Annotated in this window: 19 protein-coding genes and 1 pseudogene; 9 read left to right on the top strand and 11 right to left on the bottom strand. The window is 73.4% G+C overall.

Annotated elements, in window-relative coordinates:
- Window positions 1–141 precede the first annotated feature (141 nt).
- Both PV789_RS12460 and PV789_RS12455 read right to left on the bottom strand, forming a co-directional pair.
- On the bottom strand, window positions 142–5,625 hold the full coding sequence (locus PV789_RS12460) for an ATP-binding protein (protein WP_274977566.1): 5,484 nt from the start codon (window positions 5,623–5,625) through the stop codon (window positions 142–144).
- 361 nt (window positions 5,626–5,986) lie between these two features.
- Entirely contained in the window at window positions 5,987–6,640 is a 654-nt protein-coding gene (locus PV789_RS12455) for a pyridoxamine 5'-phosphate oxidase family protein (protein WP_274977565.1), read from the bottom strand.
- Window positions 6,641–6,708: 68 nt separating this feature from the next.
- Here PV789_RS12455 and pdxR point away from each other — a divergent pair, with 68 nt between their 5' ends.
- Entirely contained in the window at window positions 6,709–8,169 is a 1,461-nt protein-coding gene (gene pdxR / locus PV789_RS12450) for a MocR-like pyridoxine biosynthesis transcription factor PdxR (protein ID WP_274978126.1), read from the top strand.
- A gap of 75 nt (window positions 8,170–8,244) precedes the next feature.
- Here the strand turns inward: pdxR and PV789_RS12445 are convergent, their stop codons facing one another.
- Together PV789_RS12445 and PV789_RS12440 are read right to left on the bottom strand one after the other, a co-directional pair.
- A complete protein-coding gene (locus PV789_RS12445) occupies window positions 8,245–8,547 on the bottom strand; it encodes a hypothetical protein (RefSeq protein WP_274977564.1) in 303 nt (100 codons plus the stop codon).
- Complete coding sequence (locus PV789_RS12440; protein ID WP_274977563.1) at window positions 8,547–8,918, bottom strand: VOC family protein; 372 nt, start codon at window positions 8,916–8,918, stop codon at window positions 8,547–8,549. Before PV789_RS12440 ends, PV789_RS12445 begins: the two co-directional genes overlap by 1 nt.
- Before the next feature lie 196 nt (window positions 8,919–9,114).
- Here PV789_RS12440 and PV789_RS12435 point away from each other — a divergent pair, with 196 nt between their 5' ends.
- The 4 genes and pseudogenes from PV789_RS12435 to PV789_RS12420 all read left to right on the top strand — a co-directional run.
- Window positions 9,115–9,645: a hypothetical protein gene (locus PV789_RS12435; protein ID WP_274977562.1), complete on the top strand. Its 531-nt coding sequence runs from the start codon at window positions 9,115–9,117 to the stop codon at window positions 9,643–9,645.
- 141 nt (window positions 9,646–9,786) lie between these two features.
- Window positions 9,787–10,584 carry a siderophore-interacting protein gene (locus tag PV789_RS12430; protein ID WP_274977561.1) on the top strand — a complete coding sequence of 266 codons (798 nt, stop codon included), beginning with the start codon at window positions 9,787–9,789 and terminating at the stop codon, window positions 10,582–10,584.
- A 207-nt stretch (window positions 10,585–10,791) separates the two neighbouring features.
- Window positions 10,792–13,188 carry an ATP-binding cassette domain-containing protein gene (locus tag PV789_RS12425; protein ID WP_274977560.1) on the top strand — a complete coding sequence of 799 codons (2,397 nt, stop codon included), beginning with the start codon at window positions 10,792–10,794 and terminating at the stop codon, window positions 13,186–13,188.
- 5 nt (window positions 13,189–13,193) lie between these two features.
- A pseudogene (locus tag PV789_RS12420) lies at window positions 13,194–13,286 on the top strand (siderophore-interacting protein); the annotation flags it as partial.
- A gap of 185 nt (window positions 13,287–13,471) precedes the next feature.
- On the opposite strand, the gene PV789_RS12415 reads toward PV789_RS12420, so the two are convergent.
- A complete protein-coding gene (locus PV789_RS12415; RefSeq protein ID WP_274977559.1) occupies window positions 13,472–14,371 on the bottom strand; it encodes a LysR family transcriptional regulator in 900 nt (299 codons plus the stop codon).
- A 111-nt stretch (window positions 14,372–14,482) separates the two neighbouring features.
- Here PV789_RS12415 and PV789_RS12410 point away from each other — a divergent pair, with 111 nt between their 5' ends.
- Window positions 14,483–15,793 carry an MFS transporter gene (locus PV789_RS12410; RefSeq protein WP_274977558.1) on the top strand — a complete coding sequence of 437 codons (1,311 nt, stop codon included), beginning with the start codon at window positions 14,483–14,485 and terminating at the stop codon, window positions 15,791–15,793.
- Between the two features lie 28 nt (window positions 15,794–15,821).
- Window positions 15,822–17,474: an amidohydrolase gene (locus PV789_RS12405; protein WP_274977557.1), complete on the top strand. Its 1,653-nt coding sequence runs from the start codon at window positions 15,822–15,824 to the stop codon at window positions 17,472–17,474.
- Window positions 17,475–17,598: 124 nt separating this feature from the next.
- On the opposite strand, the gene PV789_RS12400 is transcribed toward PV789_RS12405, so the two are convergent.
- Genes PV789_RS12400 through PV789_RS12385 form a run of 4 tightly spaced genes read right to left on the bottom strand, consistent with a single transcriptional unit; the run spans window position 17,599 to window position 19,522 of the window.
- On the bottom strand, window positions 17,599–17,976 hold the full coding sequence (locus PV789_RS12400; protein WP_274977556.1) for a roadblock/LC7 domain-containing protein: 378 nt from the start codon (window positions 17,974–17,976) through the stop codon (window positions 17,599–17,601).
- Complete coding sequence (locus tag PV789_RS12395; protein ID WP_274977555.1) at window positions 17,977–18,270, bottom strand: hypothetical protein; 294 nt, start codon at window positions 18,268–18,270, stop codon at window positions 17,977–17,979.
- Window positions 18,267–19,166, bottom strand: a complete 900-nt coding sequence (locus tag PV789_RS12390) for a hypothetical protein (RefSeq protein ID WP_274977554.1) — start codon at window positions 19,164–19,166, stop codon at window positions 18,267–18,269. The genes PV789_RS12395 and PV789_RS12390 overlap by 4 nt, the downstream gene beginning before the upstream one ends.
- Window positions 19,163–19,522, bottom strand: a complete 360-nt coding sequence (locus PV789_RS12385) for a hypothetical protein (RefSeq protein WP_274977553.1) — start codon at window positions 19,520–19,522, stop codon at window positions 19,163–19,165. The genes PV789_RS12390 and PV789_RS12385 overlap by 4 nt, the downstream gene beginning before the upstream one ends.
- Before the next feature lie 183 nt (window positions 19,523–19,705).
- On the opposite strand from PV789_RS12385, the gene PV789_RS12380 reads away from it, so the two are divergent.
- On the top strand, window positions 19,706–20,071 hold the full coding sequence (locus PV789_RS12380) for a hypothetical protein (protein WP_274977552.1): 366 nt from the start codon (window positions 19,706–19,708) through the stop codon (window positions 20,069–20,071).
- A 107-nt stretch (window positions 20,072–20,178) separates the two neighbouring features.
- Here the strand turns inward: PV789_RS12380 and PV789_RS12375 are convergent, their stop codons facing one another.
- The gene (locus tag PV789_RS12375; RefSeq protein WP_274977551.1) at window positions 20,179–21,984 is read right to left on the bottom strand and encodes an ABC transporter ATP-binding protein; all 1,806 of its coding nucleotides are present in this window, start codon (window positions 21,982–21,984) and stop codon (window positions 20,179–20,181) included.
- A 163-nt stretch (window positions 21,985–22,147) separates the two neighbouring features.
- On the bottom strand, window positions 22,148–23,911 hold the full coding sequence (locus PV789_RS12370; protein WP_274977550.1) for an ABC transporter ATP-binding protein: 1,764 nt from the start codon (window positions 23,909–23,911) through the stop codon (window positions 22,148–22,150).
- A gap of 295 nt (window positions 23,912–24,206) precedes the next feature.
- Here PV789_RS12370 and PV789_RS12365 point away from each other — a divergent pair, with 295 nt between their 5' ends.
- A complete protein-coding gene (locus PV789_RS12365; protein ID WP_274978125.1) occupies window positions 24,207–24,986 on the top strand; it encodes a siderophore-interacting protein in 780 nt (259 codons plus the stop codon).
- Window positions 24,987–25,147: the final 161 nt, after the last annotated feature.

Below are 25,147 nucleotides of genomic sequence, written 5' to 3'. Positions count from 1 at the left end.
CGGCTCCGCCGACCGGTGCCCGTGGTGGTCGGCCCCGTCCTCCCACACGCCGGAGGCGGACCCGCCGCCCACCCCCCGGCGCACGCGAACGGGGCGGGGCCGCGGCCTGCCGCCGTACCCCCGCCCCGCTGGCCTCAGCGCTTAGCGCTTCATGCCGTGCTCGATCGCCTCGATGATGCGCGGCCGCATCTCGGCGGCGCTGATGATCGCGTCCACCGAACCCACCTCGACCGCGCGCTGGATGCTGTGCACCCGGTCGAACTCCGCGGCGACCTCGCCGAGCTTCTCCGCCCGCACCGAGGACTGCGTCTCGGCCAACCGGGCGTTGAGCGCGGCCCGCTCGGCGCCGCTGGCCGCCGACACCTGCTCTTGGAGCCCGGTCACCCGCGGGTCGCTCGCGGTACGCGTGTTGACCTCACCGGCGAACACCACGGCCGCCGCCGGGGCCCCGCCCAGCACCGAGGCGAACGACCCCTCCAGCGCGAGCACCGTCATGTTCGGGTTGAGCGCCTTGGAGAACACCACGAACGCGCCGCCGTGGTACCGCGAGATCACGCAGAACACGATCGGGCCGTCGAAGTTGACGATCGCCCGCCCGATCTCGGCCCCGTACTCCAGCTGGAGCTTGCGCAGCGACTCCGGCGAGCCGTCGAACCCCGACAGGTTCGCCAGCACCACCAGCGGCCGGTTGCCCGACGCCGCGTTGATCGCCCGCGCCACCTTCTTGGACGAACGCGGGAACAGCGTGCCCGCGGTGTAGGTGTCGGGGCCGTCGGTGGGCGGGAAGCCGTGCCGCGGCACCGACCGCGACTCGATCCCCACCAGGCACACCGGCCAGCCGCCGATGTGCGCGTCCTGCACCGCCGCCGTGTCGGCGTCGGCCATGCCCGCCCAGCGCTCCAGCACCGCGTGGTCCTGGTCCGAGAGCGCACGCATCACCGTGCGGATGTCGAAGGGCTTCTTGCGGTCCGGGTTGTGCTCGGCGGAGAAGATCTCGCCGACGGTGGCGAAGTCGCTGCCCGCCACCGCGTGCGGGAACGGCGAGACGTCGCGGTCGACCGGGTCCAGGGTCCTGGCCCGGCGCGGCGCCTCCTCCCCCGGCACGACGTAGGTGTGGTCGTAGTGCGCCATGAGGATCTCGCGGGCCGAGGCCAGGTTCGGCGCCCAGTACTGCGCCTGCCCGTTGGGGCCCATCACCCGGTCGTAGCCGCCGATGCCGAAGTTGTCCTCGGCCGACACACCGCCGGAGAAGTCCAGCGACTGCTTGCCGGTGAGCACCATCGCCGAGTCCGGCGTCATCACCAGGACGCCCTTGGTGTGCATGAGCATCGTCGCCTCGGCGTTCCAGTACGGCTGGGCGCCGACGTTGATGCCCGCGACCACGACGTTGATCTCGCCGCCGTCCTGGGTGAACTCCACGATCCGCTTGAGCGCGGCCGCGACCCAGTCCATATTCTCGGTGCCCGAGGACATCGAGATCCGCGCGCCCGCCGACAGCGCGAACCACTCCAGCGGCACCCGCATCGACTCGGCCAGGTCCAGCGCCGCGATCACCCGCGAGCACTCGGGCTCCGAGAGCGCGCCCAGCGCCTTGGTCGGGTCGCCCAGCAGCACCACGCGCGTGACCCCCTCGGGGTGGCGCACGGTCGGCGTGGTGACCACACCGGCCACGATCGCCGCGGAGTTGTGCCCGCGCGGCCGGTCCACCGGGACCAGCACGCCGTTGTCGTCCAGGTCGTACTCGGTGAAACCGCCGCCCGGGCCCGACAGCAGACCGGTCAGCTCGTAGGGGTAGACGGTCCCGCGCCGGGCCGCGCGCAGCACCTTCTGGCGGTAGTCGTCCAGCGGCAGCACCGGCTCCGTCGAGGGCTCCTCGACGTGGACCTGCGCGTCCTGGCCCTGGTCCAGGCTGATGCGCACCGCGACCTCGGTCAGCTCACCGGAGGAGGTGCGCTGGCGGGCCAGGAACTGGACCTCCTCCAGCCCCGCCCCGGCCGTGGTCGGCAGCAGCCGCTGGACCAGCGTCTCCAGCTCCTCGGGGGTCAGCTCGGTCGCCGGCCACACGTACATCATGATGCGGTTGGTGTCGAAGCGCCGGTTCTGCGGGCGCTGCGCCTGGATGTTGCGGATCGCGTCCAGGCACCCGGTGACCGTGTCCTCCAACGCGGGCAGCGCGACCAGGCGCCCGTCCGCCTCGCGCAGCGGCGTCAGGTCGCGGACCTGGCCCATCGCGAAGAGGCGCTCGTCGGCCGGGTTGCTCTTGGCCACCGCCCGGAACAGGTAGATCTCCTCGTCGGCCGACGGCAGCCGGGTCAGGTCGAACTCGCGCAGGCGCTGCAACTGCAGGCGCCGCGCGATCTGCGGGTGCAGGCCCCGGATCAGCCGGTCCTCGGCGAAGCCGTCGCCCTCGGGCCGGAAGGTGAAGTGGTGGTGCATCACCGCGCCGCTGGTACCGGCGACGGTGGCGGTGACCCGGCGCACGCCCGCGGGCAGCGGGTGCTCGGCCAGGAGCCCGCCGAGCCGCACCGCCATCGCGTCGGCGTCGGGCTGGTCCTCCCAGGTGAGGTAGAGGTCGGCCACCAGGCCGTGCTCGGCCACGTCGGCGGCCAGCTCACCGACCGCGCCGACGGCGCCGGGCAGCGCGGCGATGTCCACGGCGGTCGTGACCACGCGCGTCAGGCCGCCCGCGCCGTTGTGGTCGGCGGTGACGAACCGGCAGCCCCCGACCTCGCGCGCGGCGACCCCGGACAGCCCGCGGTTGCCGTAGTAGCGGCGGGTCAGCACCTCCAGCAGCGGGGCGTGGTCGCGTCCGGCCCGCCCCATGCGCTGGCCGACCAGCCGCACCAGCGGCTCGGCGCTGGCCACCATGGACTGGATCCGCTCCGCCCGGTCCGGCGCGTCCGGGTTGCGGTCCAGGTGGCGCAGGTCGTCGCGCACCGCGGCGTAGACCCGGGCCCGGTTGCGGCGCAGCAGCGGCTGGGCGAACCAGCGGAAGACCACACCGCGGGCCAGGTCCGACACCGTGGGGAAGCGCACCTGCGTGGCCTCCACCAGGTGCTCCAGGGCCAGCCCGGCGCGCTCGCTGAGCGCCTCCGCGGGCGGCCCGCCCGCCAGCCAGCGGCGCAGCAGCTCCGACACGATCGCCAGCGCGGCGCCCGTGTTCTGCTGGGCCAGGAAGATCCGGAAGACCGCGGCCTCCAGCTCCGGCGTGCGGTCCAGGTCGGCGACCCCGTAGTGGGCCAGGACCCGGGTGAGCTTGGCCTGGAAGCCCTCGCTCACCCCGGCGCGCTCCACGTCCAGGCTCTGCAGGTAGCTGTGGAAGAACTCGCGCGGGCTGTGCACCGAACTGTGCGGCTCGGTGTCGGGCTCCCCGCCCGGCTTGTTGCGGCTCAGCTCGCACAGGTCGGCGAACACGGTGAACAGGTCCAGCTCGCCCTCGACCGGACGCCCGCCCAGCTCGGCGCGGGCGGCCAGGTAGTCGGCCAGCACCCGCCCGCGGTCGTGCGGGTCGGCGTCGAAGCCCAGCAGCAGACCGCGCAGGTCCTGAAGACCGCGCTCCACGCGCTCGGCCGCGGACGCCTCACCGGCCTCCTCGGGCAGCTCGATCGCCACGGCCTCCGTGCCCGACTCCGTCTCCTCGGCGTCCCCGTCGGACAGCGGCTCCAACCGCATCAGCGGCGCACCGGTCTCGACCTGGCTGCCCACCGACACCGGGCACTCGCGCACCCGGGCGCGGAACGGCGCGCGCAGCACCGTCTCCATCTTCATGCTCTCCAGCACCAGGACGGGCGCGCCGGACTCGACCTCGTCGCCCACCGACAACGGCGTCGCCACCACCAGGGCGGGCGCCGGGGAGCGCAGCACACCGCCCTCGTCGCGGCTGATCCGGTGCGTGACACCGTCCACCTCGACCAGGTGCACCGGCCCGTGCGTGGCCGACACCAACCGGAACCGGTGGCCGTTGACCACGATCTGGCCGCTGTGCGCGTCGAAGCGCTCGACCTCCACGTCCGCCGGGTGCACGTCGCCGCCCCCGGAGACGCCGACGCGGAACCGCCGGTGCCCGACGCGGGCCACGCTCACCCGGTAGCCCACGCCGCGCAGCTTCAGATCCAGCGGACGGCCGCTCTCGTGCTGCACCTGCGGGCGGCCGCCGTGCGCGGTGGACAGCAGCCGCTGACGGCTGACCTCCTCCTCGTCCTGGTAGGCCTCGATCGCGGCCGCGGCCAGCGCCACCGCGGAGTGGCGGTGGCTGACCAGGCGCCCCTGGGCGCGCACGCGGTCGATCCAGCCGGTGTCGGCGCTGGCGTCGATCACCTCGGGCTGGTCGAGCAGGTCGAGCACGAAGCTCTTGTTGGTCGCGCCGCCCTCGATGATCACCGTGGTCTCGGCCATCGCGCGGCGCAGCCTGCCCAGCGCCTGCTCGCGGTCGCGGCCGTAGGCGATGACCTTGGCGATCATCGAGTCGAAGTCGGCCGGGATGGTGTTGCCCTCGCGCACACCGGTGTCCACGCGCACGCCCGGACCGGTGGGCAGGGACAGGCGCGCGATGCGGCCCGGGGCGGGCGCGAAGTCGCGGTCGGGGTCCTCGGCGTTGAGCCGGGCCTCGACGGCGTGGCCGGACTCGACCGGCTGGGGGCCCTCCAGCCTCCCGCCGGCGGCCACGTGCAGCTGCAGCCGGACCAGGTCGGTGCCGGTGGTGATCTCGGTGATCGGGTGCTCGACCTGGAGGCGGGTGTTGACCTCCAGGAACGCGAACAGCTTCTCGCCCGGGTGGTACAGGAACTCGACGGTGCCCGCGCCGCGGTAGTCCACGGCCAGCGCCAGCCGCTCGGCCGACGCCTTCAGGTGCGCGGTCTGCTCCGCGTCCAGGACCGGGGAGGCCGACTCCTCGATGATCTTCTGGTTGCGCCGCTGCACCGAGCAGTCGCGCACGCCCAGCGCCCACGCCGTGCCCTGCCCGTCGGCGATGATCTGGACCTCGACGTGGCGGGCGCCGGTGACCAGGCGCTCCAGGAAGACCACACCGGAGCCGAAGGCGCGCAGCGCCTCCTGGCTGGTGCGCTCGTAGGCCTCGGCCAGGTCCTCGCCCGAGGCGACCATGCGGATACCGCGACCGCCGCCGCCCGCGGTCGCCTTGAGCATCAGCGGGTAGCCGATCTCCTCACCGGCGCGCAGCGCCTCCTCCAGGGTGGCGACCTCGCCGCGGCTCCACGGCGCGACCGGGACGCCGACCTCCTCGGCGATCAGCTTGGCGCCGATCTTGTCGCCGAGCTTGCGCATGGCCTCGGCGCTGGGACCGACGAAGGTGACGCCGATCCTCTCGCACAGCTCGGCGAAGGCCGGGTCCTCGGCGACGAAGCCCCAGCCCACCCACGCCGCGTCGGCGCCGGTCCGGATCAGGGCGCGCTCCAGTACGGCGTGGTCGAGGTAGGGGCGGGCCGAGGCGGGACCGAGCGGGTAGGCGACGTCGGCCTCGCGGACGAAGGTGGCGTCGCGGTCGGCGTCGGTGTGGAGGGCCACCGTCTCGATCCGCGCGCCGGTTTCCGCTGAGAGGTCCCGGACAGCGTGGATGAGCCGCATAGCGGCCTCTCCACGGTTGACGATGGCGACACGACTGAACACCGGTTGAGCCTCCCAAGTACCACGCGCAGAAGGCGACGTCCGGGTCTCGGAGCGTCGCCTGCACCTACCCTTTCTACCCTGGTCGATTACCGCCGGGTACACCAATGGGCCGAACCACGCATAGCGAAGGCGATGCGTTGTGGGAACCCCACAAAAAACGCCCGGCGGCACCGCCCGACCCCCGTTCCACGCGAGTTTGGCCACATCGGACGGCCGTCTTCCCCGGCGGCGGTGACCAGGACGGCGTCCACCCGGCGAACACGCCGCAATAAAGGACTATTGGCCTATCCAATAGGCCAAAGAATGCCCGAGGGCGACCGCCGCGGTTTTCCCGCGCACCGTTTTCCCGGAACGGCCGACCTCAGGACGGCGGCGACGGGACCGGCGACCGCCCCGACACACTGGCCGGAACCCCCAAACCGGGCGCCGGACCCGGATCCGGCTCAGGCTCCCCGAACACCTGCCGCACCGGCACCACACCCGCCCACACCGGCAGGGCCAGATCCTCCTCGTCGTCCGTCGGCGGCCCCGTCCGCACCTTCACCGACGCCTCCTCCAACGACAGCGCCAGCACACGCGTGGCCGCCAACTCCCTCGCGGTCGGCTCCCGGGCCTCCTCCCACCGCCCCGGAGCCAACTGCCCGACCAGCGCGCGCAGCCCCTCCAGCCGCTCCCCCTCGTCCTCGACCACCCGCGGCACGCCGTAGACCATCGCGGAGCGGTGGTTGACCGAGTGGTGGAACAGCGACCTGGCCAGCACCAGGCCGTCCAACAGGGTCACGGTCACACACACCTCACCGCCCGCGCGCAGCGACCGCGCCCCGGTCGAACCGTGCAGGTACAGGGTGTCCCCGATCCGCCCGTAGGCGGTGGGCACCACCATGGGCGCACCGTCGACCACCACCCCCAAGTGGCACACCACCCCCTCGTCCAGGAGGTCGTACAGGTCGGCCCGGTCGGTACGGGCCTTGTGCTTGCCGCGGCGCAGCCGGGTGCGTTCTGTCGTGGAGAGCATGGCGTTAGCCTAGAAAGCAAGTGGACCTTTCGACCATGACCACTTCTGTCCGAAAACGAAGGACCACTGTGCCCCGCCGTCTGGCCGAACCGGCCTTCCACCTCGACCGTTCCGCCGCCCGCCCCCTCACGACACAGCTGTCCGGCGCACTGCGCAAGGCCATGTCCGGCGGGACGCTCACACCCGGGGAACGTCTGCCCTCCAGCCGCGCCCTGGCCGCGCAACTGGGCGTGAGCAGGACCGTGGTCACCGAGGCCTACCAGCAGCTCTACGCCGAGGGCTGGCTGGAGGGACGCCACGGCTCGGGCACCTTCGTCGCCCAGGACAGCGCACCGCCCTCCCCCGCCCGGCACGACGCCGGAGGAAACGACGACGTCGGCGGACACGGCGCCCCCTCCGCCACCGCGACCCCCGCCGTGCACACAACCGCCCCGCGCCCCTCCCGGGAACAGGCCCGCCGCCAGGGCATGATCGACCTGCGCCCCGGCGCCCCCTGGGTCCGCGACCACGACCGCGCCGCCTGGCGCAGGGCCTGGCGGCACGCGGCCGAACAACCCCTGGACGAGGACCCCGACCCCCGCGGCCTGCCCCGGCTGCGCGCGTTCCTGGCCGACCACCTGCGCCGCACCCGCGCAGTACGCATCGGCCCCGAGAACGTCATGGTCACCCGCGGCACCGGCAACGGCCTGGACCTGGTCGGGGCCGCCCTGCTCGGCGCGGGCACCCGCGCGGGCGTGGAGGAGCCCGGCTACCAGAAGGCCCGCACCATCCTGGCCGCCCGCGGAGCCCTCGTGCTCCCCTGCCCGGTCGACCGCGACGGCATCCTCACCGAACACCTGCCCGACGACCTGTCCCTCCTCCACACCACGCCCGCCCACCAGTACCCGCTCGGCGGACGGCTGCCCGTCCCGCGCCGCGAACGCCTCCTGGCCTGGGCCCGCCGGAACGCGGCGATGATCGTGGAGGACGACTACGACGCCGAGTTCCGCTACGACGTGGCGCCCCTGCCCGCCCTCTACGGCCTGGGCCCCGACCGCGTCATCCTGCTCGGTACCCTGTCCAAGACCCTCTCCCCCGACCTGGGCATCGGCTGGATCGTCGCCGAACCCGCGCTGCTGGAACGCCTGGCCGCCGTCCGCCACGACCTGTCGGACCGCACCAGCGTCCCCGTCCAGGCCGCCACAGCCCTGCTGCTGGAACGCGGTGACCTCGACCGGCACCTGCGCCGCATGCGCCTGGAGTACGCCCGCCGCCGCGGGCTGCTGATCGACCTCCTCACCACGCGCCCCGTCGGGGACACCGCGGGCCTGCACGTCCTGCTCCCGCTGCCCGCCCGCGCCGTCGCGCCCGTGGTCGCCGAGGTCGCCGAACGGGGCGTGCTGGTGGACGACACCTCGCGGGCCAGCCAGGGAGCCCCGACCGTGCACGGACTGGTCCTGGGCTACGGGTCGGCGCACCCCGCCGACCTGCGCCGCGCCTGCGCGGTCCTCAACGAGGCCGTCGCCCGCCACACCGGCCGCCCCGCCTGAGCCGGGCGACGGGGAGCGCGCGGGGACGGAGGATCACGGCGACCCGCGTGCCGACGGGCCCCGGGCGGCGGCCGGTCACACCTCCAGCTCGGTCTGCCCGGGCACCTGCCGCTGCCGCTCCTGACCGCTCTGGGCCAGGCACCGGCGGCAGGTCACCGGCCCGGCGGAGGCGCGCAGCCGCAGCGGATCGACGGAGGCGTGGCAGGCCACGGCCGGGACCGGCACCCCCGCCCACATGTGCGTGGCGAGCGCGTGCACGACCAGGGCGCTGCCGATCCGCACCCCGCCCGCGCCCGCCAGCTCCTCCCGGCGGCGGCGCAGGGTCGCGGCCAGGTGCTCGACGGCGGGGTCTCCCCCCTCGGGGGCCTGCCCGCCCATCAGGCCTCGGCCCAGACGCCCAGTTCGTTGCCGCTGGGGTCGGTGAAGTGGAAGCGGCGCCCGCCGGGGAAGGCGTAGGGACCCCGGACCACGCTGCCGCCCGCGCCTTCCACGGCCTCGACTGAGCGCTCCAGGTCGGCCGAGTACAGCAGGACGAAGGGGCCGCCCGGGCGCGTCTCCTCGCCCAGCGCGAGGCCGCCCACCTCGGGGGCGTCCGGGCCCTCGGGGTTCTGGATTCCCGCGTAGCCGGGGCCGTAGTCGTTGAAGCGCCACCCGAACGCCTCGGAGTAGAAGCGCCGCGCCCGGTCCAGGTCGGTGACCGTGAGCTCCAGGTAGTCGATGGCGTGGTGTCGGTGTGCTGGCTGTGTCATACGCCGATTCTCCGGCACGGTGCCGACAGTCGTGTCCGCTTGTGGACACGGCCTTCGGACGGAGAAGCTCTCCAATGAAGACAAAACGGACAAGCAGCATCTTTACTACGTAGATTTACATCTCGGACAAGAGCCGTGAAAGTTACGCACCGGCCCACACGGCGGACCGCCCGAGGACGGCGTAGGCTCACGTGTCGTGCACCGACGAAGCGGCGAACGAAAGACGCGCCACCTGGTCCTCCACGACTACGGGATGGGCGGCCTGTGGTGGTGGGTGTGGGCCGGCTCCGCGGAGGAGATCGTGCGCGCCTGCGCCGAGGTCGAGGTGGTCACCGACCCCTACGTCCTCGAACGTATGCGGACACGTGCCTTGGAGGAGGTCAACCTCGACGCGCCGGACCCGAACCCGCTGTCCAGTCTGCGCGCCCAGCGTGACGCCCAGCGCGACCAGCCCGGTTTCGGTGCCCTGGCGGGTCGGGACCTTGTGTACCTGCGCTGGCAGGGGGAGGACGTCCCGGAGGTCTTCCTGATGGAGATCGGTCCGGACGGTCGTCGGTTGCGGCAGGTCGAGATCGCTCCGGACGGCACCGCCGTCAAGACGGGCCCGGAGGACTGGCCGTTCAACCCGCCCTGCGACCTGTACGACCCGTGGTACGCGTCTTTGGAGACCAGCGGCGACGACTTCGAGGAGGCATGGCGCCGGGCCCGCCCCGAGTCCCGGGACTGACCGGCCGGGTGTTCGGGCTCTGCGGGCGCCCACGGCACTAGAGGGTCCCGGGGTTGGGGCGGCGCGGGCGAAGCAAGGTTCGGCTAACCTCACCTGGAGGCGGTCCGCCCCCGTGCCCCCGTACAAGGAGGAAGCAGCCCCGTGCGCGTCGAACAGCCCGGCCACCGCGCCATGATCCGCACCCGCGTGGTGCGGACCGAGCGCCTGAGCAAGCACTTCGTCACGGTGACCCTGGGCGGCCCCGAGCTGGCCGACTTCGCCTTCCTCGGCCGGGACCAGTTCGTGCGCCTGTTCCTGCCCCGCGCGAACCAGGACCGGCTGCACATGCCCGCCGACGCCGACAAGCGGTGGTTCGAGCAGCTCCGCGCCATGCCGCCGAACCGCCAGCCGCACGTGCGCAGCTACTCGGTGCGCCGCTTCGACGCCGAGGCCCTGGAGATGGACATCGAGTTCGTGGACCACGGCGACGCCGGTCCCGCCTCGGCCTGGGCCTCCGCCGCCCTTCCCGGCGACGAGGCGGGCATGCTCGCGGACGGCGTGTACTACCTGCCTCCGGAGGAGGCCGACTGGCACCTGCTCGTCGGCGACGAGAGCGCCGTACCCGCCCTGCTCTCCATCCTCGAACAGGCCCCCGACCACCTGCGCGGACAGGCCTACCTCGAAGTCCCCAGCACAGACGACGTCCGCCCCGTCCAGGCCCCGCCCGGAGTCGACGTGCACTGGCTCCCCCGCACCGACCCCCACACCGTCCCCGGACGACTCGCCCTGGAGACCGTACGCACCGCCGAACTGCCCGAGGGACGCCCCTACTGCTTCGTCGCAGGAGAGAACGCCCTGCCCACCGAACTACGCCGCACCCTCGTCCGCCAACACGGCATCCCCAAGGACGACATCGCCTTCATCGGCTACTGGCGCCACGGCCGCTCCGCCATGGACTGACCCGAGCCGCCCCCTCGCGTCACACAGGCGACACCTGCGGCGGTCCGGTCAGGAATCGAGAAGCGCCGCCCCCGCTCCCCCGTCTAGCGTTGTCACCACGGACCCCACCGGCCACACTGACCGGCGCGCGACGGCCGCCGCCCGGCGCCGGTGGGACCGATCCGGACGACATAGGCGCAGAGGCCTCGCCCGACCGAGGGAGTATCCATGAGCACGGTCACCAGGACGGACGCGGGGGCGCCCGAACCGCACGCCGCCGACAGCCACGACCTGATCCGCGTGTACGGTGCGCGCGAGAACAACCTCGGGGACGTCAGCGTCGAGATACCCAAACGCCGCCTGACCGTGTTCACCGGCGTCTCCGGGTCGGGCAAGAGCTCCCTGGTGTTCAACACCATCGCCGCGGAGTCGCAGCGGATGATCAACGAGACCTACAGCGCCTTCGTGCAGGGCCTCATGCCGACGATGGCCAGGCCCGACGTCGACGTCCTCGACGGGCTGACCACGGCGATCATCATCGACCAGGAGCGGATGGGCGCCAACGTCCGCTCCACGGTGGGCACCGCCACCGACGCCAACTCGCTGCTGCGCGTCCTCTTCAGCCGCCTCGGGGAACCGCGCATCGGCTCACCCAACGCGTTCGCGTTCAACGTCGCCTCCGTCCAGGCCAGCGGCGCCATCAAGGTGGGCACCGGCAAGGCCGTGAAGCAGACCTTCAGCCGCACCGGCGGCATGTGCACGCACTGCGAGGGGCGGGGCACGGTCTCCGACATCGACCTCACCCAGCTCTACGACGACTCCAAGTCGATCGCCGAGGGCGCGTTCACCATCCCCGGCTGGAAGTCGGACAACTTCTGGACGGTGCGGGTCTACGCCGAGTCGGGCTTCGTGGACCCCCACAAGCCGATCCGCGACTACACCGAGGGGGAACTCGCCGACTTCCTCCACAAGGAGCCGGTCAAGGTGAAGATCGAGGGCGTCAACCTCACCTACGAGGGGCTGATCCCCAAGATCAGGAAGTCGTTCCTGTCCAAGGACCGCGAGGCGATGCAGCCGCACATCCGGGAGTTCGTGGACCGGGCGGTCACCTTCACCGCCTGCCCCGCGTGCGACGGCACCCGCCTGAGCGAGGCGGCCCGGTCCTCCAAGATCAGCGGGATCAGCATCGCCGACGCGTGCGCGATGCAGATCAGCGACCTGGCCGGGTGGGTCCGCGGCCTCGACGAGCCGTCCGTGGGGCCCCTGCTGGACAAACTGGGGCACACGCTCGACTCGTTCGTGGAGATCGGACTGGGCTACCTCTCGCTCGACCGCTCCTCGGGCACACTCTCGGGCGGCGAGGCGCAGCGCACCAAGATGATCCGCCATCTGGGCTCCTCGCTCACCGACGTCACCTACGTCTTCGACGAGCCCACCGTGGGACTGCACCCGCACGACATCGAGCGGATGAACCGCCTGCTGCTGCGGCTGCGCGACAAGGGCAACACCGTACTGGTCGTGGAGCACAAGCCGGAGACCATCGCGATCGCCGACCACGTGGTCGACCTGGGCCCCGGCGCCGGTGACGACGGCGGGCGGATCGTCTTCGAGGGCGGCGTCGAGGGGCTGCGCGCCAGCGGCACCCCCACCGGCCGCCACCTCGACGACCGGGCCCGGCTCAAGCCGAAGGTGCGCACGCCCCGGGGCGCCCTGGAGATCCGCGGGGCCGACGCCAACAACCTGCGCGGCGTGGACGTGGACGTGCCGCTGGGCGTGCTGTGCGTGGTGACCGGCGTGGCGGGCAGCGGAAAGAGTTCGCTGGTCCACGGGTCGATGCCCGCGGGCGCGGGCGTGGTGTCGGTGGACCAGGGTGCGATCCGCGGCTCGCGGCGCAGCAACCCGGCCACCTACACCGGGCTGCTCGACCCGGTCCGCAAGGCCTTCGCCAAGGCCAACGGTGTCAAGCCGGCGCTGTTCAGCCCCAACTCCGAGGGCGCCTGCCCGGCCTGCAACGGCGCCGGGGTGCTCTACACCGACCTGGCCATGATGGACACGGTCGCCTCGCCGTGCGAGGAGTGCGAGGGCAGGAGGTTCCAGCCGCAGGTGCTGGAGTACCGTCTGGGCGGCCCGGACGACGGCCGCGACATCAGCGAGGTGCTCGCGATGTCGGTGGCCGAGGCGCGCGCGTTCTTCGGCGGCGAGGGGGCGAAGGTGCCCGCGGCCGAGCGGATCCTGCGGCGGCTGGAGGACGTCGGCCTGGGCTACCTCAGGGTCGGCCAGCCGCTGACCACCCTGTCCGGCGGCGAGCGGCAGCGGCTCAAGCTGGCCGTCCACATGGCCGGGGAGGGCGGCGTCTACGTCCTGGACGAGCCGACCAGCGGCCTGCACCTGGCCGACGTCGAGCAGCTGCTCGGCCTGCTCGACCGGCTCGTCGACTCCGGGAAGTCGGTGGTGGTCGTCGAGCACCACCAGGCGGTCATGGCGCACGCCGACTGGATCATCGACCTCGGCCCCGGGGCGGGCCACGACGGCGGCCGGGTCGTGTTCGAGGGCACGCCCGCCGACCTCGTCGCCGCCCGCTCCACCCTCACCGGCGAGCACCTCGCGGCCTACGTCGGCGCCTGAGTGGCCCGCGCCGCACCCTGGTACGCGAGCACGGCATCCCCAAGGACGACATCACCTTCGTCGGCTACTGGCGCCACGGCCGGGCCGCCATGGACTAGTGGGGCGTTCCACCCCAGGAGCGTGTCCTTCGGGGCCCGTACCCCGTTTCGTCCTCCCCGCCCGTGACCAGCTGGGCGCTTCGCACCGGGGGCGGGCTGCCGTCCCGGCCGGACGCTACGCGTGGTGCTCGCCCCGTGCGGGCGCCCTCACACTGTGACCGGTGTGCGACAGCCCCCACGCAGGGTCACGCCCGGGCTCCGATCCAGGCGAAGTCGTCGTCGTTGAGCCGGGCCCGCAACCGGTCGAGGAAGCCGCGGATGAGGGGCTCGGCGTAGTGGCCGACCTCCCATCCCGCGAAGCTCGTCATCTCGATGGTCTGTCCCCGCGACACGATGGGGACGGCTGTGAGGCCGAACTCGGGCAGGCTGGACAGGACCGCGATGCCCCCGCGTCCGGCGGCCAGCCCCTGGGCCATGGTGGAGGAGCGCATCTCGACGGGGCCCGCCAGGGCCAGTCCGGCCTCGGACAGGCCACGGTCGAAGGCCAGTCGGGCGGAGTTGCTGCGGTCCATCACGATCAGCTGGTGGCGGACCAGCTCGGTCAGGTCGACCTGGTCGAGCCGGGCCAGGGGGTGGTCGGTTGACATGTGCGCCCTGACCGTCAAGGTGGCGACCCTCTCGCACTCCCACCCCGCGGGCGGGGCGACGGTGGAGATGCCCACGTCCGCGCCCAGCCCGGTGAGGCGTTCGAAGACGTGGGCGGGCTCGGCCTCGATGGCGTCGATGATGGGGATCCCCGAGGCGCTGGACGCCATCAGGGGCGCCAGGCCCGAGCTGATCGTGGCCTGCGGGGCCACGACCAGGAGGCGGTACTCCTCCGGGGTGTCGGCGGCCCGCAGTACCCTGCGCGCCGCGTCCTCCCTGCGTACCAGGTCCTTGGCCATGATGAGGAACCGCCGGCCGGCCTGGGTGAGGTGGAGCGGCCCGTGGCCGCGCTCGAACAGGCGCACGCCCAGGTCGGTCTCCAGAGCGCGGATCTGCCGGGTCACCGAGGGCTGGGAGACGCCGACGGCCTGGGCTCCTCTGGTGAGGCTCCCCTCCTGGGTGATGGCGACGAAGTAGCGCAGGACCCGAACGTCCACCATGCCTCCTAGGCATCGGTAATGCTATTTTTCTGCATTTGACAGCATAAACAAAGGAAGCGCAAGCTTGTCCCCCATCTCATCCTCGCGTTAGCCACCCCCGGGAGACCCCACATGCCCAGCGCTGTCACGCCCCCGACGACAAGCGGTCCCCCCAGGAACGGCAGGCGCGAGCGCATGGCCGCCTTCCTGGGCACCACGGTCGAGTGGTACGACTTCTACATCTACGGCCTGGCGGCGGCCATCGCCTTCGGGCCGGTCTTCTTCCCCAACGCCGAACCGGGCATCGCGCTGATCGCCTCGTTCGCCACGTTCTGGGCCGGTTTCCTGGCCCGCCCTGTCGGCGGTGTGGTCTTCGGGCACCTCGGCGACAAGTTCGGCCGCAAGAACACCCTGGTCACCACACTGCTGATCATGGGTGTGGCCACCTTCGCGATCGGCCTCCTGCCCGGCCACGCGCAGATCGGTGTGGCCGCCCCGATCCTGCTCACCGTGTTCCGCGCTCTGCAGGGCTTCGCGGTGGGAGGGGAGTGGGGAGGCGCCGTACTCCTGGCCTCGGAGTCCGACACCTCCCAGGCCAAGGTGCGCGGCGGCATGTTCGTGCAGCAGGGCTCCCCCGCCGGCAACATCCTGGCCACCCTGATGTTCACCCTCGTCGCGACGCTGCCCGACGAGCAGTTCCTCGCCTGGGGATGGCGCGTCCCCTTCCTGCTCTCGGCGCTGCTCGTCGTGGTCGGCCTGGTGATCAGGCTCAAGATCGAGGAGTCGGAGGAGTTCACCCAGGCCAAGTCGGACAACCAGGTCGTGCGGGTGCCGATCGTGGAGCTCATGCGCCACCACTGGCAGCGGGTGGCCGCCGCCGTCCTGGCCAGCGGGCTGGGCATCGCGATGGCCTACTTCATCAGCACCTTCATGCTGTCCTACACCACTGGCGAACTGGGTATCGATCGCCAGGTCATGCTCAACATCCTGTTGTTGAACGCCGTCATCCAGTTCGTCTGGCAGCCCTTCGCCTCCCGTATCGCCGAACGGGTCGGCGTGAGCCGCTTCATGGTCGCCACCCTGGGCGCCGCGGCGCTGCTGGCCCTGCCCATGTTCCTCATGGTCGAGACGGGCAACCCGGTGCTCATCTGGCTGGCCCTGGCCCTGAGCACCGTAGCGGGCGCCGGTTACTACGCGGTGCTCGCCGGATTCCTGGCCAACGCCTTCCCCGTGCACATCCGCTACACCGGCGTCTCCACCTCCTACCAGCTCTGCTCCACCCTCATCGGCGGCACCACCCCGCTGGTGGCGCAGTTCCTGCTCAACGCGGGCGGCGGCTCCTGGGGCGGCGTCGCGGTGTTCTACGTCGCGCTCATCGCCGCGACCATCGCGGGTGTCCTCGCACTGGGCTCCCTGACCGCACGCCTGTCCGCCAAGTCCTGACCCACGCACCGAAGGACCACCACTGACCATGCGCATCGACACTCTCCTGACCAACGCACGGATCCGCACCATGGATCCGGCACACCCCGTAGCCCACACCCTGGCGATCACGAACGGGTTCGTCGTGGCCGTCGACGAGGACGCCCGCGACGCCCGGCCCGACAGGGTGCTGGACCTGGGCGGGCAGGTGGTGCTGCCCGGCTTCCACGACGCGCACATGCACTTCAGCGTGCTGGGCCAGGACTTCACCCAGCTGGACCTGGCCCCGGAGAGGGTCGGCGGCCTGGACGCCCTGTACGCGGAGGTGGAACGCTTCGCCGCCACACTCGAACCCGGGCGCTGGGTCGTGGGCCACGGCTACGACCAGAACAAGCTCGGGGGCCATCCGCACCGCCGCGTCCTGGACCGGATCGCCGGTGGCCGACCCGTCTACCTGGTGCACAACTCCAAGCACATGGCGGTGGCCAACACCGCCGCCTTCGCGGCCGCGGGCCATCCGGACCCGGACGCGGTCCACGACGTCGCGGGCGGTGTCGTGGTGCGCGAGGGCGGCGAGGCGACCGGCCTGCTGCAGGAGAAGGCCCTGGCCCTGGTCAACCACGCGTTGCGTCCGGTCGCCCAGGAGCCGCTGGTCGAGGGGCTGGCCGCCGCCTCGGAGTGGGCGTTGCGCCACGGTCTGACCAGCGTGACCGAACCGGGTATCGCCGGTCAGTCGGGTATCGGTCACGGGCCCTCGGACCTGCGGGCCTTCCAGACCGCCCGGGACCTGGGGCTCCTGCGCGTGCGCGCGACGCTCTTCCCCTTCGTGGACGCCCTGCACCCTCTGGGGGCCATCAGCTCCTCGGAGGAGGGGTTCGGTCTCGACCTGGGGATGCGCAGCGGTCTGGGCGACGACTTCGTCCGGGTGGGAGCGGTCAAGATCGCCTCGGACGGCTCGCTCATCGGGCGCACCGCGGCGATGTGCTGCGACTACCACGACAGTCCCGGCAACAGCGGGCTGCTGCAGTGGAGTGAGAAGGAGCTGTTCGAGCTGATCGACCTGAGCCACCGCAACGGCTGGCAGGTGGCCACGCACGCCATCGGCGACTACGCGCTCGACGTGACTCTGGACGCCTACGAGGCGGCGCAGCGGCGCACACCGCGGCCCGACGCACGGCACCGGATCGAGCACGTCGCCGTGGCCTCCGACGAGCAGGTGGACAGGATCATCCGAGGCGGCGTCGTTCCCGTGCCGCAGGGTCGGTTCATCTCCCGTCTGGGGGACGGGTTCATCAGCGCGCTGGGCCCCGAGCGCGCCGAACTCGCCTACCGGATGCGTTCGTTCGTCGACGCGGGCGTCGTCCTGCCGGGTAGTTCGGACGCCCCCGTGGTGCCCGGGGAGCCACTGCACAGCATCCACGACATGGTGAACCGCACGACGGCTGCGGGGGTGGTGATCAATCCCGGCGAACGGTTGACGGTGGAGCAGGCCCTGCGCGCCTACACGGTCGGCTCGGCCTACGCCGACCGGCAGGAGCACCGCAAGGGCACGCTGGCCGCCGGGTACCTGGCCGACCTGGTGGTCCTGTCCGACGATCCCCTGTGCGTGCCCGCCCAACGGCTGCGCGAACTGCAGGTGGGGGCGACGATGGTCGGCGGCGAACTCCTCCATGACGCGGGCGTGCTCGAACGGGACGCCTGAGCGCGGGCACGTGGGCTCCCGACGAGGACGAGCCAGGGGTCGGGGGCGGGCCACAGCGGTAGAACCGAGGTCGTGGAAAAGGGCCGCGGGAGGCCCCGCGCGACGGAAACGTCGCACGGGGGTCTCAGCCGGCGGCGGTGACCTCCAGCAGCGAGCCCACGCGCTCCACCGTCAGCCGGGACTCGCGGCGCAGGGCGGCTGTGTCCATGCCCTCGTCTCCCAGCACGACGAGCAGGGCCTCCATCCCGACCGCGTAGACGACCGCGTAGCCGCCCTGGCAGCGGGTGACGACCTCGCGCAGCGGTCCCAGCCCCGTCTCGTCGCCGGTGCGCTTGCCCAGGCCCAGGGAGGCGGCGGCGAGCGCGGCCAGCGCGTGGGGGCGGCCGCCCTGGATGTCGGAGGCCACCAGCATGCCGTCGGAGGCGGCCACTGCGCTGTCGGTCACGCCGACGACGCGCTCGCGCAGCAGCGCCAGCTCCTCGGCGATCTGACCCTGAACCATCTACTCGCTCCCGTGCTCGTCGGTCGGCCGCGTCGTGCGGCCGGTGTGGGCGTCCAGGTCCTGTAGCGCGCTGCGCACCCTCTCCAGGGGCACCGCGGCGCGCTGCGCACGGCGCAGGGCGGCGATCGGCCCGGGCTCGGGCTCCTTGGGGCCGAACAGCCCCGGCCGGGGGCGCGGCCCCCGGGGAACCGGGGAGGGGGTGCGCTTGGGCAGGGCGGTCAGGCCGCCCCCCTCGTGTCCCCCGGCGGGCGGTTCGCCGCCGCGGGCCGGACGGGGCCGTCCGGTCGTGCTCATCGGGCCGCCTCTTCCCCGGCCTCCGCGGCCGTCCCGCGGTCGGCGCCCAGTGAGCGCAGGCGTTCGCGCACGCTCCCGGGGACCGGAACCGACGGGGCCGGAGGCGCGGGGCGCACGGTGTTGGCGCCCGGACGACGCTTGGCCAGCGCGGACGGTCCCTCGTCCGGGGCGGCGGCCTCGGGGGTGCGTCGGGTGAGGCCGTCCGCGCCGCCGGGGGCCGCGGCCTCCAGCAGCCCGCGTTCGGTGAGGCGCGCGACGTCGGCCATGACCCCGGTCAGCCCCCGGCCCAGGGCGAAGGCCAGGTCCCTGGGGGTGCGGCGGCCGTTGGCCTGGGTGAGCAGGAGCCGGTAGGCGGAGGGCAGGGAGTCGTGTACCGGCCCGGCGGGCACGGGGCGGCGGCGGGCCAGGTCCGCGGGCGGGCCCCACCGGTCGGCGAGGAAGGCCAGGCGGCGCCCGGCCTCGGCCAGCACCTCCTGCGGGTCCAGGCCGTGCTCCAGGCCCAGCAACGGCGGCGCGGCGTCGGAGAGCACGGCCTCCACGCGGGGTTCGGGGGACAGGCACAGCGCCAGGACGCCGTCCGCCAGGGCCGTGGCGCACGCCAGTTCCAGCACCGCGACCGGGACCGCGCCGCGGTCCAGCAGCTCCCGGGCCAGGCCGTCGGTGTGGGCGGCTGCCTCGTAGGCGGCGGCCCAGACCCCGGCGGGGACCGCGCCGGACCTGACCAGGAGGGTCTCGGGTGTGGGCGCGGCCGGTGTGGTGACGGCGGTGACGCGTCCGGCGGCCAGGTGGACCAGGGCCTCGGGCGGGCCGGTCAGGCGCAGGGCTCCGGTGAACTCCTCCTCGCGGGCCCGCAGCAGGGCCTCGGTCAGTGCCCGCGGGGGTGCGGCGTCGCTCATGACAGCAGCTCCGCGGTGTGCTCGTCGGCCTGGAGGCGGGCCAGCGCGAGGTTGGTCCGCGCGCGGTCGAAGACCAGGACGAGCAGGGCCTCGTCCGCGCTCGGGGAGGGCACGGGGCGGGTCAGCACGTGGTGCCCGCCGGTGGTGACCACGCTCTCCCGGACCGCCGGTTCGCGGGAGGCCAGGGCCAGGTCGAGGGCCAGGTGGTGGGAGTCCGCGACGTGCTCGGGGTCGGGCAGCGCCGACACCGCCCCCGACCGCGCGTGCGCCCGGCCCGTCGCGCGGTCCACGAGCATCGCGGCCACGACGCCGTCACAGCTCAGGTAACGCTCCGTGGATACAGCTGTGCTCGACACGTGCCCCCCGGTGTCTGGTTGCCTCCAAAAGACATTTAACAGTCAAAGATGAGCAAAGAGGACACACTGTGGTAACGATGGACTCCAGCCACAAACTGTCCACTTACGCACCCTCCAGGCGTTTCGCTAATTTTCGTCATGTATCGCCGCTCCTGCGGTGGACACCGAGCGTGAGGAGACGCCATGAACGCCGACGCGGCGATGAAGGAAGCCATGGGGATCGAGGGCGCCATCGGCGTCGCGGTCGTGGACTACGAGAGCGGCATGTCCCTGGGCACCATGGGCGGGGGCGGCCACTTCGACCTGGAGATGGCCGCGGCGGCCAACACCGAGGTCGTGCGCGCCAAGACGCGCGCCCTGGGCGCGATCGGCCTCGACGACCGCATCGAGGACATCCTCATCACGCTGAGCAGCCAGTACCACCTCATCCGCCTGCTGGAGAAGGCGCACGGCAGCGTCTTCCTCTACCTGGCGCTGGACCGCCAGCGCGCCAACCTGGCCATGGCCCGCCACACCCTCCGGCGCGTGGAGAGCGAACTCCAGCTCTGACCCCCGCCGGCCCGACGCCCGGAGCGGCGCGGGCACGGACGGCGGCCCTGCGCGGGCTCCCCCGCCACGGCGCCCCGCTGCGAACGGCACGCCGACCGAAGGCGCGGTCAGCGGGAGAGCAGCTCCCCGTCGTCCGGCGCGCCCTGCCAGCTGCGCCACAGGTCGGCGTAGCGCCCCCCGGCGGCGACCAGCTCGGCGTGCGTCCCCTGCTCCACGACGCGGCCCCGGTCCATGACCACCACGCGGTCGGCGGTCTGCGCCTGGGTCAGCCGGTGCGCCACCACCAGCGTGGTGCGCCCGGCGGTGGCCGCGGCGGCGGCGCGCTCCAGCCGCCGGGCGCCGGAGCTGCCCGCCTCGGCGGTGGCCTCGTCCAGGACGGCCACGTCCGGGTCGGCCAGCACCAGCCGGGCCAGCGCCAGGTGCTGGGCCTGCTCGGCGGTCAGGGCGTGCCCGCCCTCGCCGACCACCGTGTCCAGCCCCTCGGGCAGGGCGCGCACCCACTCCAGGGCGCCGACGGCCGCCAGGGCGGCCTCCGCCTGGGCCGCGTCGGCCCCGGCGCGGGCCAGGCGCAGGTCCTCCAGCAGGGTTCCGGCGAACACGTGGGTCTCCTGGCTGACCAGGAAGACGTGTTCGCGCACCCGTCGCTCCCCCAGTTCCTCCAGGGGGATCCCGCCCAGGTACACGGTTCCGGCCGTGGGCGTGCGCAGGCCGCTGACCAGGGCGGCCAGCGTGGTCTTGCCCGCGCCGCTGGCCCCGACCAGGGCCACGCGCTCGCCCGGGGCGACCTCCAGCGACACCTCCTCCAGCGCGGCCGGGCCGCCGGTGCCGTAGGAGTGGGTGACCCCCGCGACGCGGACCGAGGAACCGGACGGGCCCTCCTCCGCGCCCGGGTCGGCCTCCACCGGGATGTCGACCACACCGGCCAGGCGGGCCAGGCTCGCCCCGGCCGACTGCACCTCGTTGAAGTTCATGACCAGGAAGATCAGCGGGCCGAACAGGCGGTGGAAGTACAGGGCGGCGGCGGTGACCATGCCGACGCTGGCCAGGTCGGCGCGCACCAGCCAGAACCCGGCCACCAGCACCGAGGTCAGTCCGACGCACTCGGCGGCGTTGAGCCGCGACCCGAAGCGGGTGAACAGCCGGAACACCGACACCGTGATGTCCATGGCGGCGGCCGAGCGGTCGCGCACCCGGGACTCGTGCTCGTCCTCCAGTCGGTAGGCGCGCACGGCGGAGCGCCCGCGCAGGGCGCCCATCATCGCGTGCGAGCGCTCGCCCATGGCCACGCGCTCGCGGGCGTAGTAGGGACCCGAGCGGGGCAGGTACCAGCGCACGGCCGTCACGTAGACCGGCACGCAGAGCATTGCGGCCAGGCCCAGACGCCAGTCCAGGGCGGTGATGCCCACCGCGGTCAGCAGGACGGTGGCCAGGGCCACGACCGCGTCGGGGCCGCTGCGGGCGATGCTGGCGGTGACCACGGCGACGTCGTCCCCGACCCGGGAGAGCAGGTCGCCGATGCGCACCCGCTCCAGACGGGCGGCGGGCATGCGCAGCACCCGGTCCATGACGCGTTCGCGCAGGCGGGCCAGGACGGTCTCGCCGACCCGGCTGACCAGCCAGCTTCCCACACCCGTGAGCAGGCCGCCGAGCAGTCCCGCCCCGGCGATCAGCAGGACCGAGGACAGGACGGTGTCCAGCCCCCGCTGCGCCGAGATGTCGTCGACCATCCGGCCCAGCACCCAGGGGGCGACCAGTCCGGCGGCGCTGCCCGCGAGCACGGTGGCCAGGGCCAGGGGGGCGCCCCAGCCGGTGCCGCGCACCCCCTCGCCCAGCACGGCCCACGTGCGGCGGGCCGAGGCGGTGGGGAGCAGTTCCCCGTGTTCGCTCGCGGAGTCCTCCACCGGCGTGCTCATCGGTCGTCCTCGGGGTCGTGGTGGCGGGGAAGGGGGGCGCGTCGGCCCGGGGCGGCGGTCGGCGGCGGGGCGCTCCGGTGCGCCGCGGACCACGGCGGAGCGGCCCCGAACACGGCGGACCGCGACGGTGCGCACCGCGCCGGTGCCGTGCTCGGCGGGGCGGTCACCGCAGCACCGCCTCGCGGTAGTGCGCGTCCTCCTCCAACAGCCGCGCGTGGGTGCCCGTGCACCGCACCCGTCCCTCGGCCAGCACCACGACGCGGTCGGCGCGGGCCAGCAGCGCCGGGCTGTTCGCCACGACCAGGGTGGACCTGGCCGCACCCGAGCGGGCCGCGGCCGTGCCCCGGGCGATGGCCTCCTCGGTGACCGCGTCCACGGCGGTGGTGGGATCGTGCAGCACCAGGACGGGCGGGTCCGCGACCAGGGCTCGGGCCAGGGCCACGCGCTGGCGCTGGCCGCCGGAGAGGTTGGCCGCGCGGTCGGCGACCGGCCGGTCCAGGCCCTCGGGGTGGCCCTCGACCAACTCCGCGGCCGAGGCGGCCCGCAGGGCGTCCAGGAGCCGCTCCTCGTCGCCGCCCGCGCCGGTGTCCAGGTTGGAGCGCAGGGTGCCCTCGAACAGGGTGGCCCCGTGCTCCTCCACCAGGACCGCTTCGCGCAGGGCGTCCAGGGCGAGTTCGGGGACGGGGACGCCGCCCACCGTGAACGTGCCCTCCAGGGCCGCGGGCTCGGCCCGGCCCGAGAGCAGTTCCAGCAGCGCCTCGGCGTCGCGGGGGTCGGTGGTGAGCACGCCGACGAGTTCGCCGGGGGCGAGTTGGAGGTCCACCCCGCGCAGCGTGCGGTAGCCGACCCCTGACAGCGCGACCACGGGCTCCCGATCGCAGGCGCGCTCGCCCGGGGTGACCGCGTCGGGGGCGTTGAGCAGGCGCACCAGCCGCCGGGCGGAGGCGCGGGCGGTGGCGAACAGCTGGCCGACCATGCCCAGGCTCTGGACGGGTTCGGCCAGGAACTGGGCGAGGCCGATGACAGTGACGAGTTCACCGACGCTGAGGCGGCCCTGGAGGGCCATCCACCCGGCCACGCCCGCCACGCAGGCCAGGAACACGGCGCTGGCGGCGGTGACCAGGCCGCGGTAGACGCCGTTGCTGGCGGCGGCGCCGACCGAGGCGTCCAGGGCCAGGGTGCTGGCCCGGCGGTAGCGGGCGGCCGCGTTGTGCCGCGCCCCGATGCCCATGAGGACGCGCAGGCCGCTGACCAGGTCGGTGGCCAGGGCGGTGGCCCCGGCGGCGGTGGCCTGCTTGGCCTCGCTGCGCCGGGTGATGCGGGCGGCGGGCAGGCGCAGGAGCAGCATGAGCAGGGGGACGCCGACCAGGACGCCGATCCCCAGGGGGACGTCCACGGCCAGGAGCGCGACTGTGGTGACGATGATGGCGACCGCCACGGCGATCGACGCCGACCAGGCGCGCACGTACAGGGCGGCCTGCTCGGCGTCGGAGGTGGCCACCGACAGGACCTCGCCCGCGCGCAGGCCGCTGCGCTCGCCGCGCGGGTCCAGGGCCCGGCGAGCGGCCTCCACCCGCAGCAGGTGCGCCTCGTTCTCGACGGCGCGCAGGGTGAAGCGGGCGCCGTTGCGGTAGGCCTGGGCCAGGACGGTGAAGAGCACGACCATGCCCGCGACGCAGACCGCCAGGGCGCCGACGTCGCCGGAGAAGACGGCCCAGTCGATGGTCAGGCCGATGGCCACCGGCACGAGGGCCTCGGCGACCTGGTGCAGGGAGAGCAGGACCACGCCGACCAGGACGCGGCCGCGGTTGCGCCGCAGGGTGCGGCGGCGCAGGGCGCGCACGCTGTCGGGGACCTCACGCCCGGGGGCGCCGGGGGAGCGCGGTTCGCGCTCGGCGGCGGGGGCGGTCGCGGGGGCGGCGCTCACAGGGCGGGTCCGCTCGGCGCGGGGCGCGCGGCCCCGTACAGACGTCTACTCATCCGATGTCCTGTTCCCCCCGCGGTGTCGTGCCCTGGGCAAGGCTAGTGGGCGGCCGGAGCGCACGCGGAACCGGGCGGACCGGCCCCGGACCACCGTGCCACACCAACCTTGGTTAGGCTAACCTTTCCCGTGTCGGTATACGGTCACAGCACCCCGAGACTGGACGAAACCGACACCCGCCGCTCTCCGACCCGAACGAAGGGGCCGCGCCTTGCGCATCAGGCATCCGAACCACCGCACCATGATCCGCACCCGGGTGGCGCGCACCGAGCGGACCAGCGAGCACTTCCTCACCGTGACGCTCACGGGCGAGGAGCTGACCGGGTTCGAGTTCCTGGGCCTGGACCAGTGCACGCGGATCCTCTTCGCCCGACCGGGACAGGAGAGGCTGCACCTGCCCGTCGCCGACAGCGGCGGCGACGGCAACGGGTGGGTGGCCGCGTTCCGCGCCATGCCCGACGACTTGCGCCCGCACGTGCGCAACTACACCGTCCGCCGCTTCGACGCCGAGGCGCTGGAGCTGGACATCGAGTTCGTCGCGCACGGGGACGAGGGACCGGCGTCGGCGTGGGCGCTGGCCGCCCGGCCCGGCGACGAACTGGGCCTGTACGCCGAGGGGATCTACTACCTGCCTCCGGAGGAGGCCGACTGGCACCTGCTCGTCGGCGACGAGAGCGCCGTACCCGCCCTGCTCTCCATCCTCGAACAGGCCCCCGACCACCTGCGCGGACAGGCCTACCTCGAAGTCCCCTGCCCCGACGACGTCCGCCCCGTCCAGGCCCCGCCCGGAGTCGACGTGCACTGGCTCCCCCGCACCGACCCCCACACCGTCCCCGGACGACTCGCCCTGGAGACCGTACGCACCGCCGAACTCCCCCAAGGCCGCCCCTACTGCTTCGTCGCAGGAGAGAACGCCCTGCCCACCGAACTACGCCGCACCCTCGTCCGCCAACACGGCATCCCCAAGGACGACATCGCCTTCATCGGCTACTGGCGCCACGGCGTGGCGGCCTACTCGTGACGGTGTGACCCTCGACACGCCCGCGACCCGCGAGGAGTGCCGCACGGCCCCGCAGACGACCGCGCACAACGGACTTCACCGGCATCCGCGGTTTTCGGCGCCCTCCGCCACGGGCTTGCGCAAAACCACCGACTCCAGCACCATAACCCTTGCTTAGGCAA

Source organism: Nocardiopsis camelliae (assembly GCF_028993595.1).
GTDB classification, from domain to species: Bacteria; Actinomycetota; Actinomycetes; order Streptosporangiales; family Streptosporangiaceae; genus Nocardiopsis; species Nocardiopsis dassonvillei.
This window is presented reverse-complemented; position numbering and strand designations above follow the sequence as displayed.

What these genes read in the sequence shown, in the direction of transcription:
- PV789_RS12425 (WP_274977560.1), top strand. Translation starts at nt 10,792, where the DNA reads ATGAGCACGGTCACCAGGACGGACGCGGGGGCGCCCGAACCGCACGCC.
- PV789_RS12395 (WP_274977555.1), bottom strand. Translation starts at nt 18,270, where the DNA reads ATGAGCACGACCGGACGGCCCCGTCCGGCCCGCGGCGGCGAACCGCCC.
- PV789_RS12365 (WP_274978125.1), top strand. Translation starts at nt 24,207, where the DNA reads ATGATCCGCACCCGGGTGGCGCGCACCGAGCGGACCAGCGAGCACTTC.
- PV789_RS12380 (WP_274977552.1), top strand. Translation starts at nt 19,706, where the DNA reads ATGAACGCCGACGCGGCGATGAAGGAAGCCATGGGGATCGAGGGCGCC.
- PV789_RS12445 (WP_274977564.1), bottom strand. Translation starts at nt 8,547, where the DNA reads ATGGGCGGGCAGGCCCCCGAGGGGGGAGACCCCGCCGTCGAGCACCTG.
- PV789_RS12440 (WP_274977563.1), bottom strand. Translation starts at nt 8,918, where the DNA reads ATGACACAGCCAGCACACCGACACCACGCCATCGACTACCTGGAGCTC.
- PV789_RS12390 (WP_274977554.1), bottom strand. Translation starts at nt 19,166, where the DNA reads ATGAGCGACGCCGCACCCCCGCGGGCACTGACCGAGGCCCTGCTGCGG.
- PV789_RS12400 (WP_274977556.1), bottom strand. Translation starts at nt 17,976, where the DNA reads ATGGTTCAGGGTCAGATCGCCGAGGAGCTGGCGCTGCTGCGCGAGCGC.
- PV789_RS12375 (WP_274977551.1), bottom strand. Translation starts at nt 21,984, where the DNA reads ATGAGCACGCCGGTGGAGGACTCCGCGAGCGAACACGGGGAACTGCTC.
- PV789_RS12455 (WP_274977565.1), bottom strand. Translation starts at nt 6,640, where the DNA reads ATGCTCTCCACGACAGAACGCACCCGGCTGCGCCGCGGCAAGCACAAG.
- PV789_RS12405 (WP_274977557.1), top strand. Translation starts at nt 15,822, where the DNA reads ATGCGCATCGACACTCTCCTGACCAACGCACGGATCCGCACCATGGAT.
- PV789_RS12415 (WP_274977559.1), bottom strand. Translation starts at nt 14,371, where the DNA reads ATGGTGGACGTTCGGGTCCTGCGCTACTTCGTCGCCATCACCCAGGAG.
- PV789_RS12410 (WP_274977558.1), top strand. Translation starts at nt 14,483, where the DNA reads ATGCCCAGCGCTGTCACGCCCCCGACGACAAGCGGTCCCCCCAGGAAC.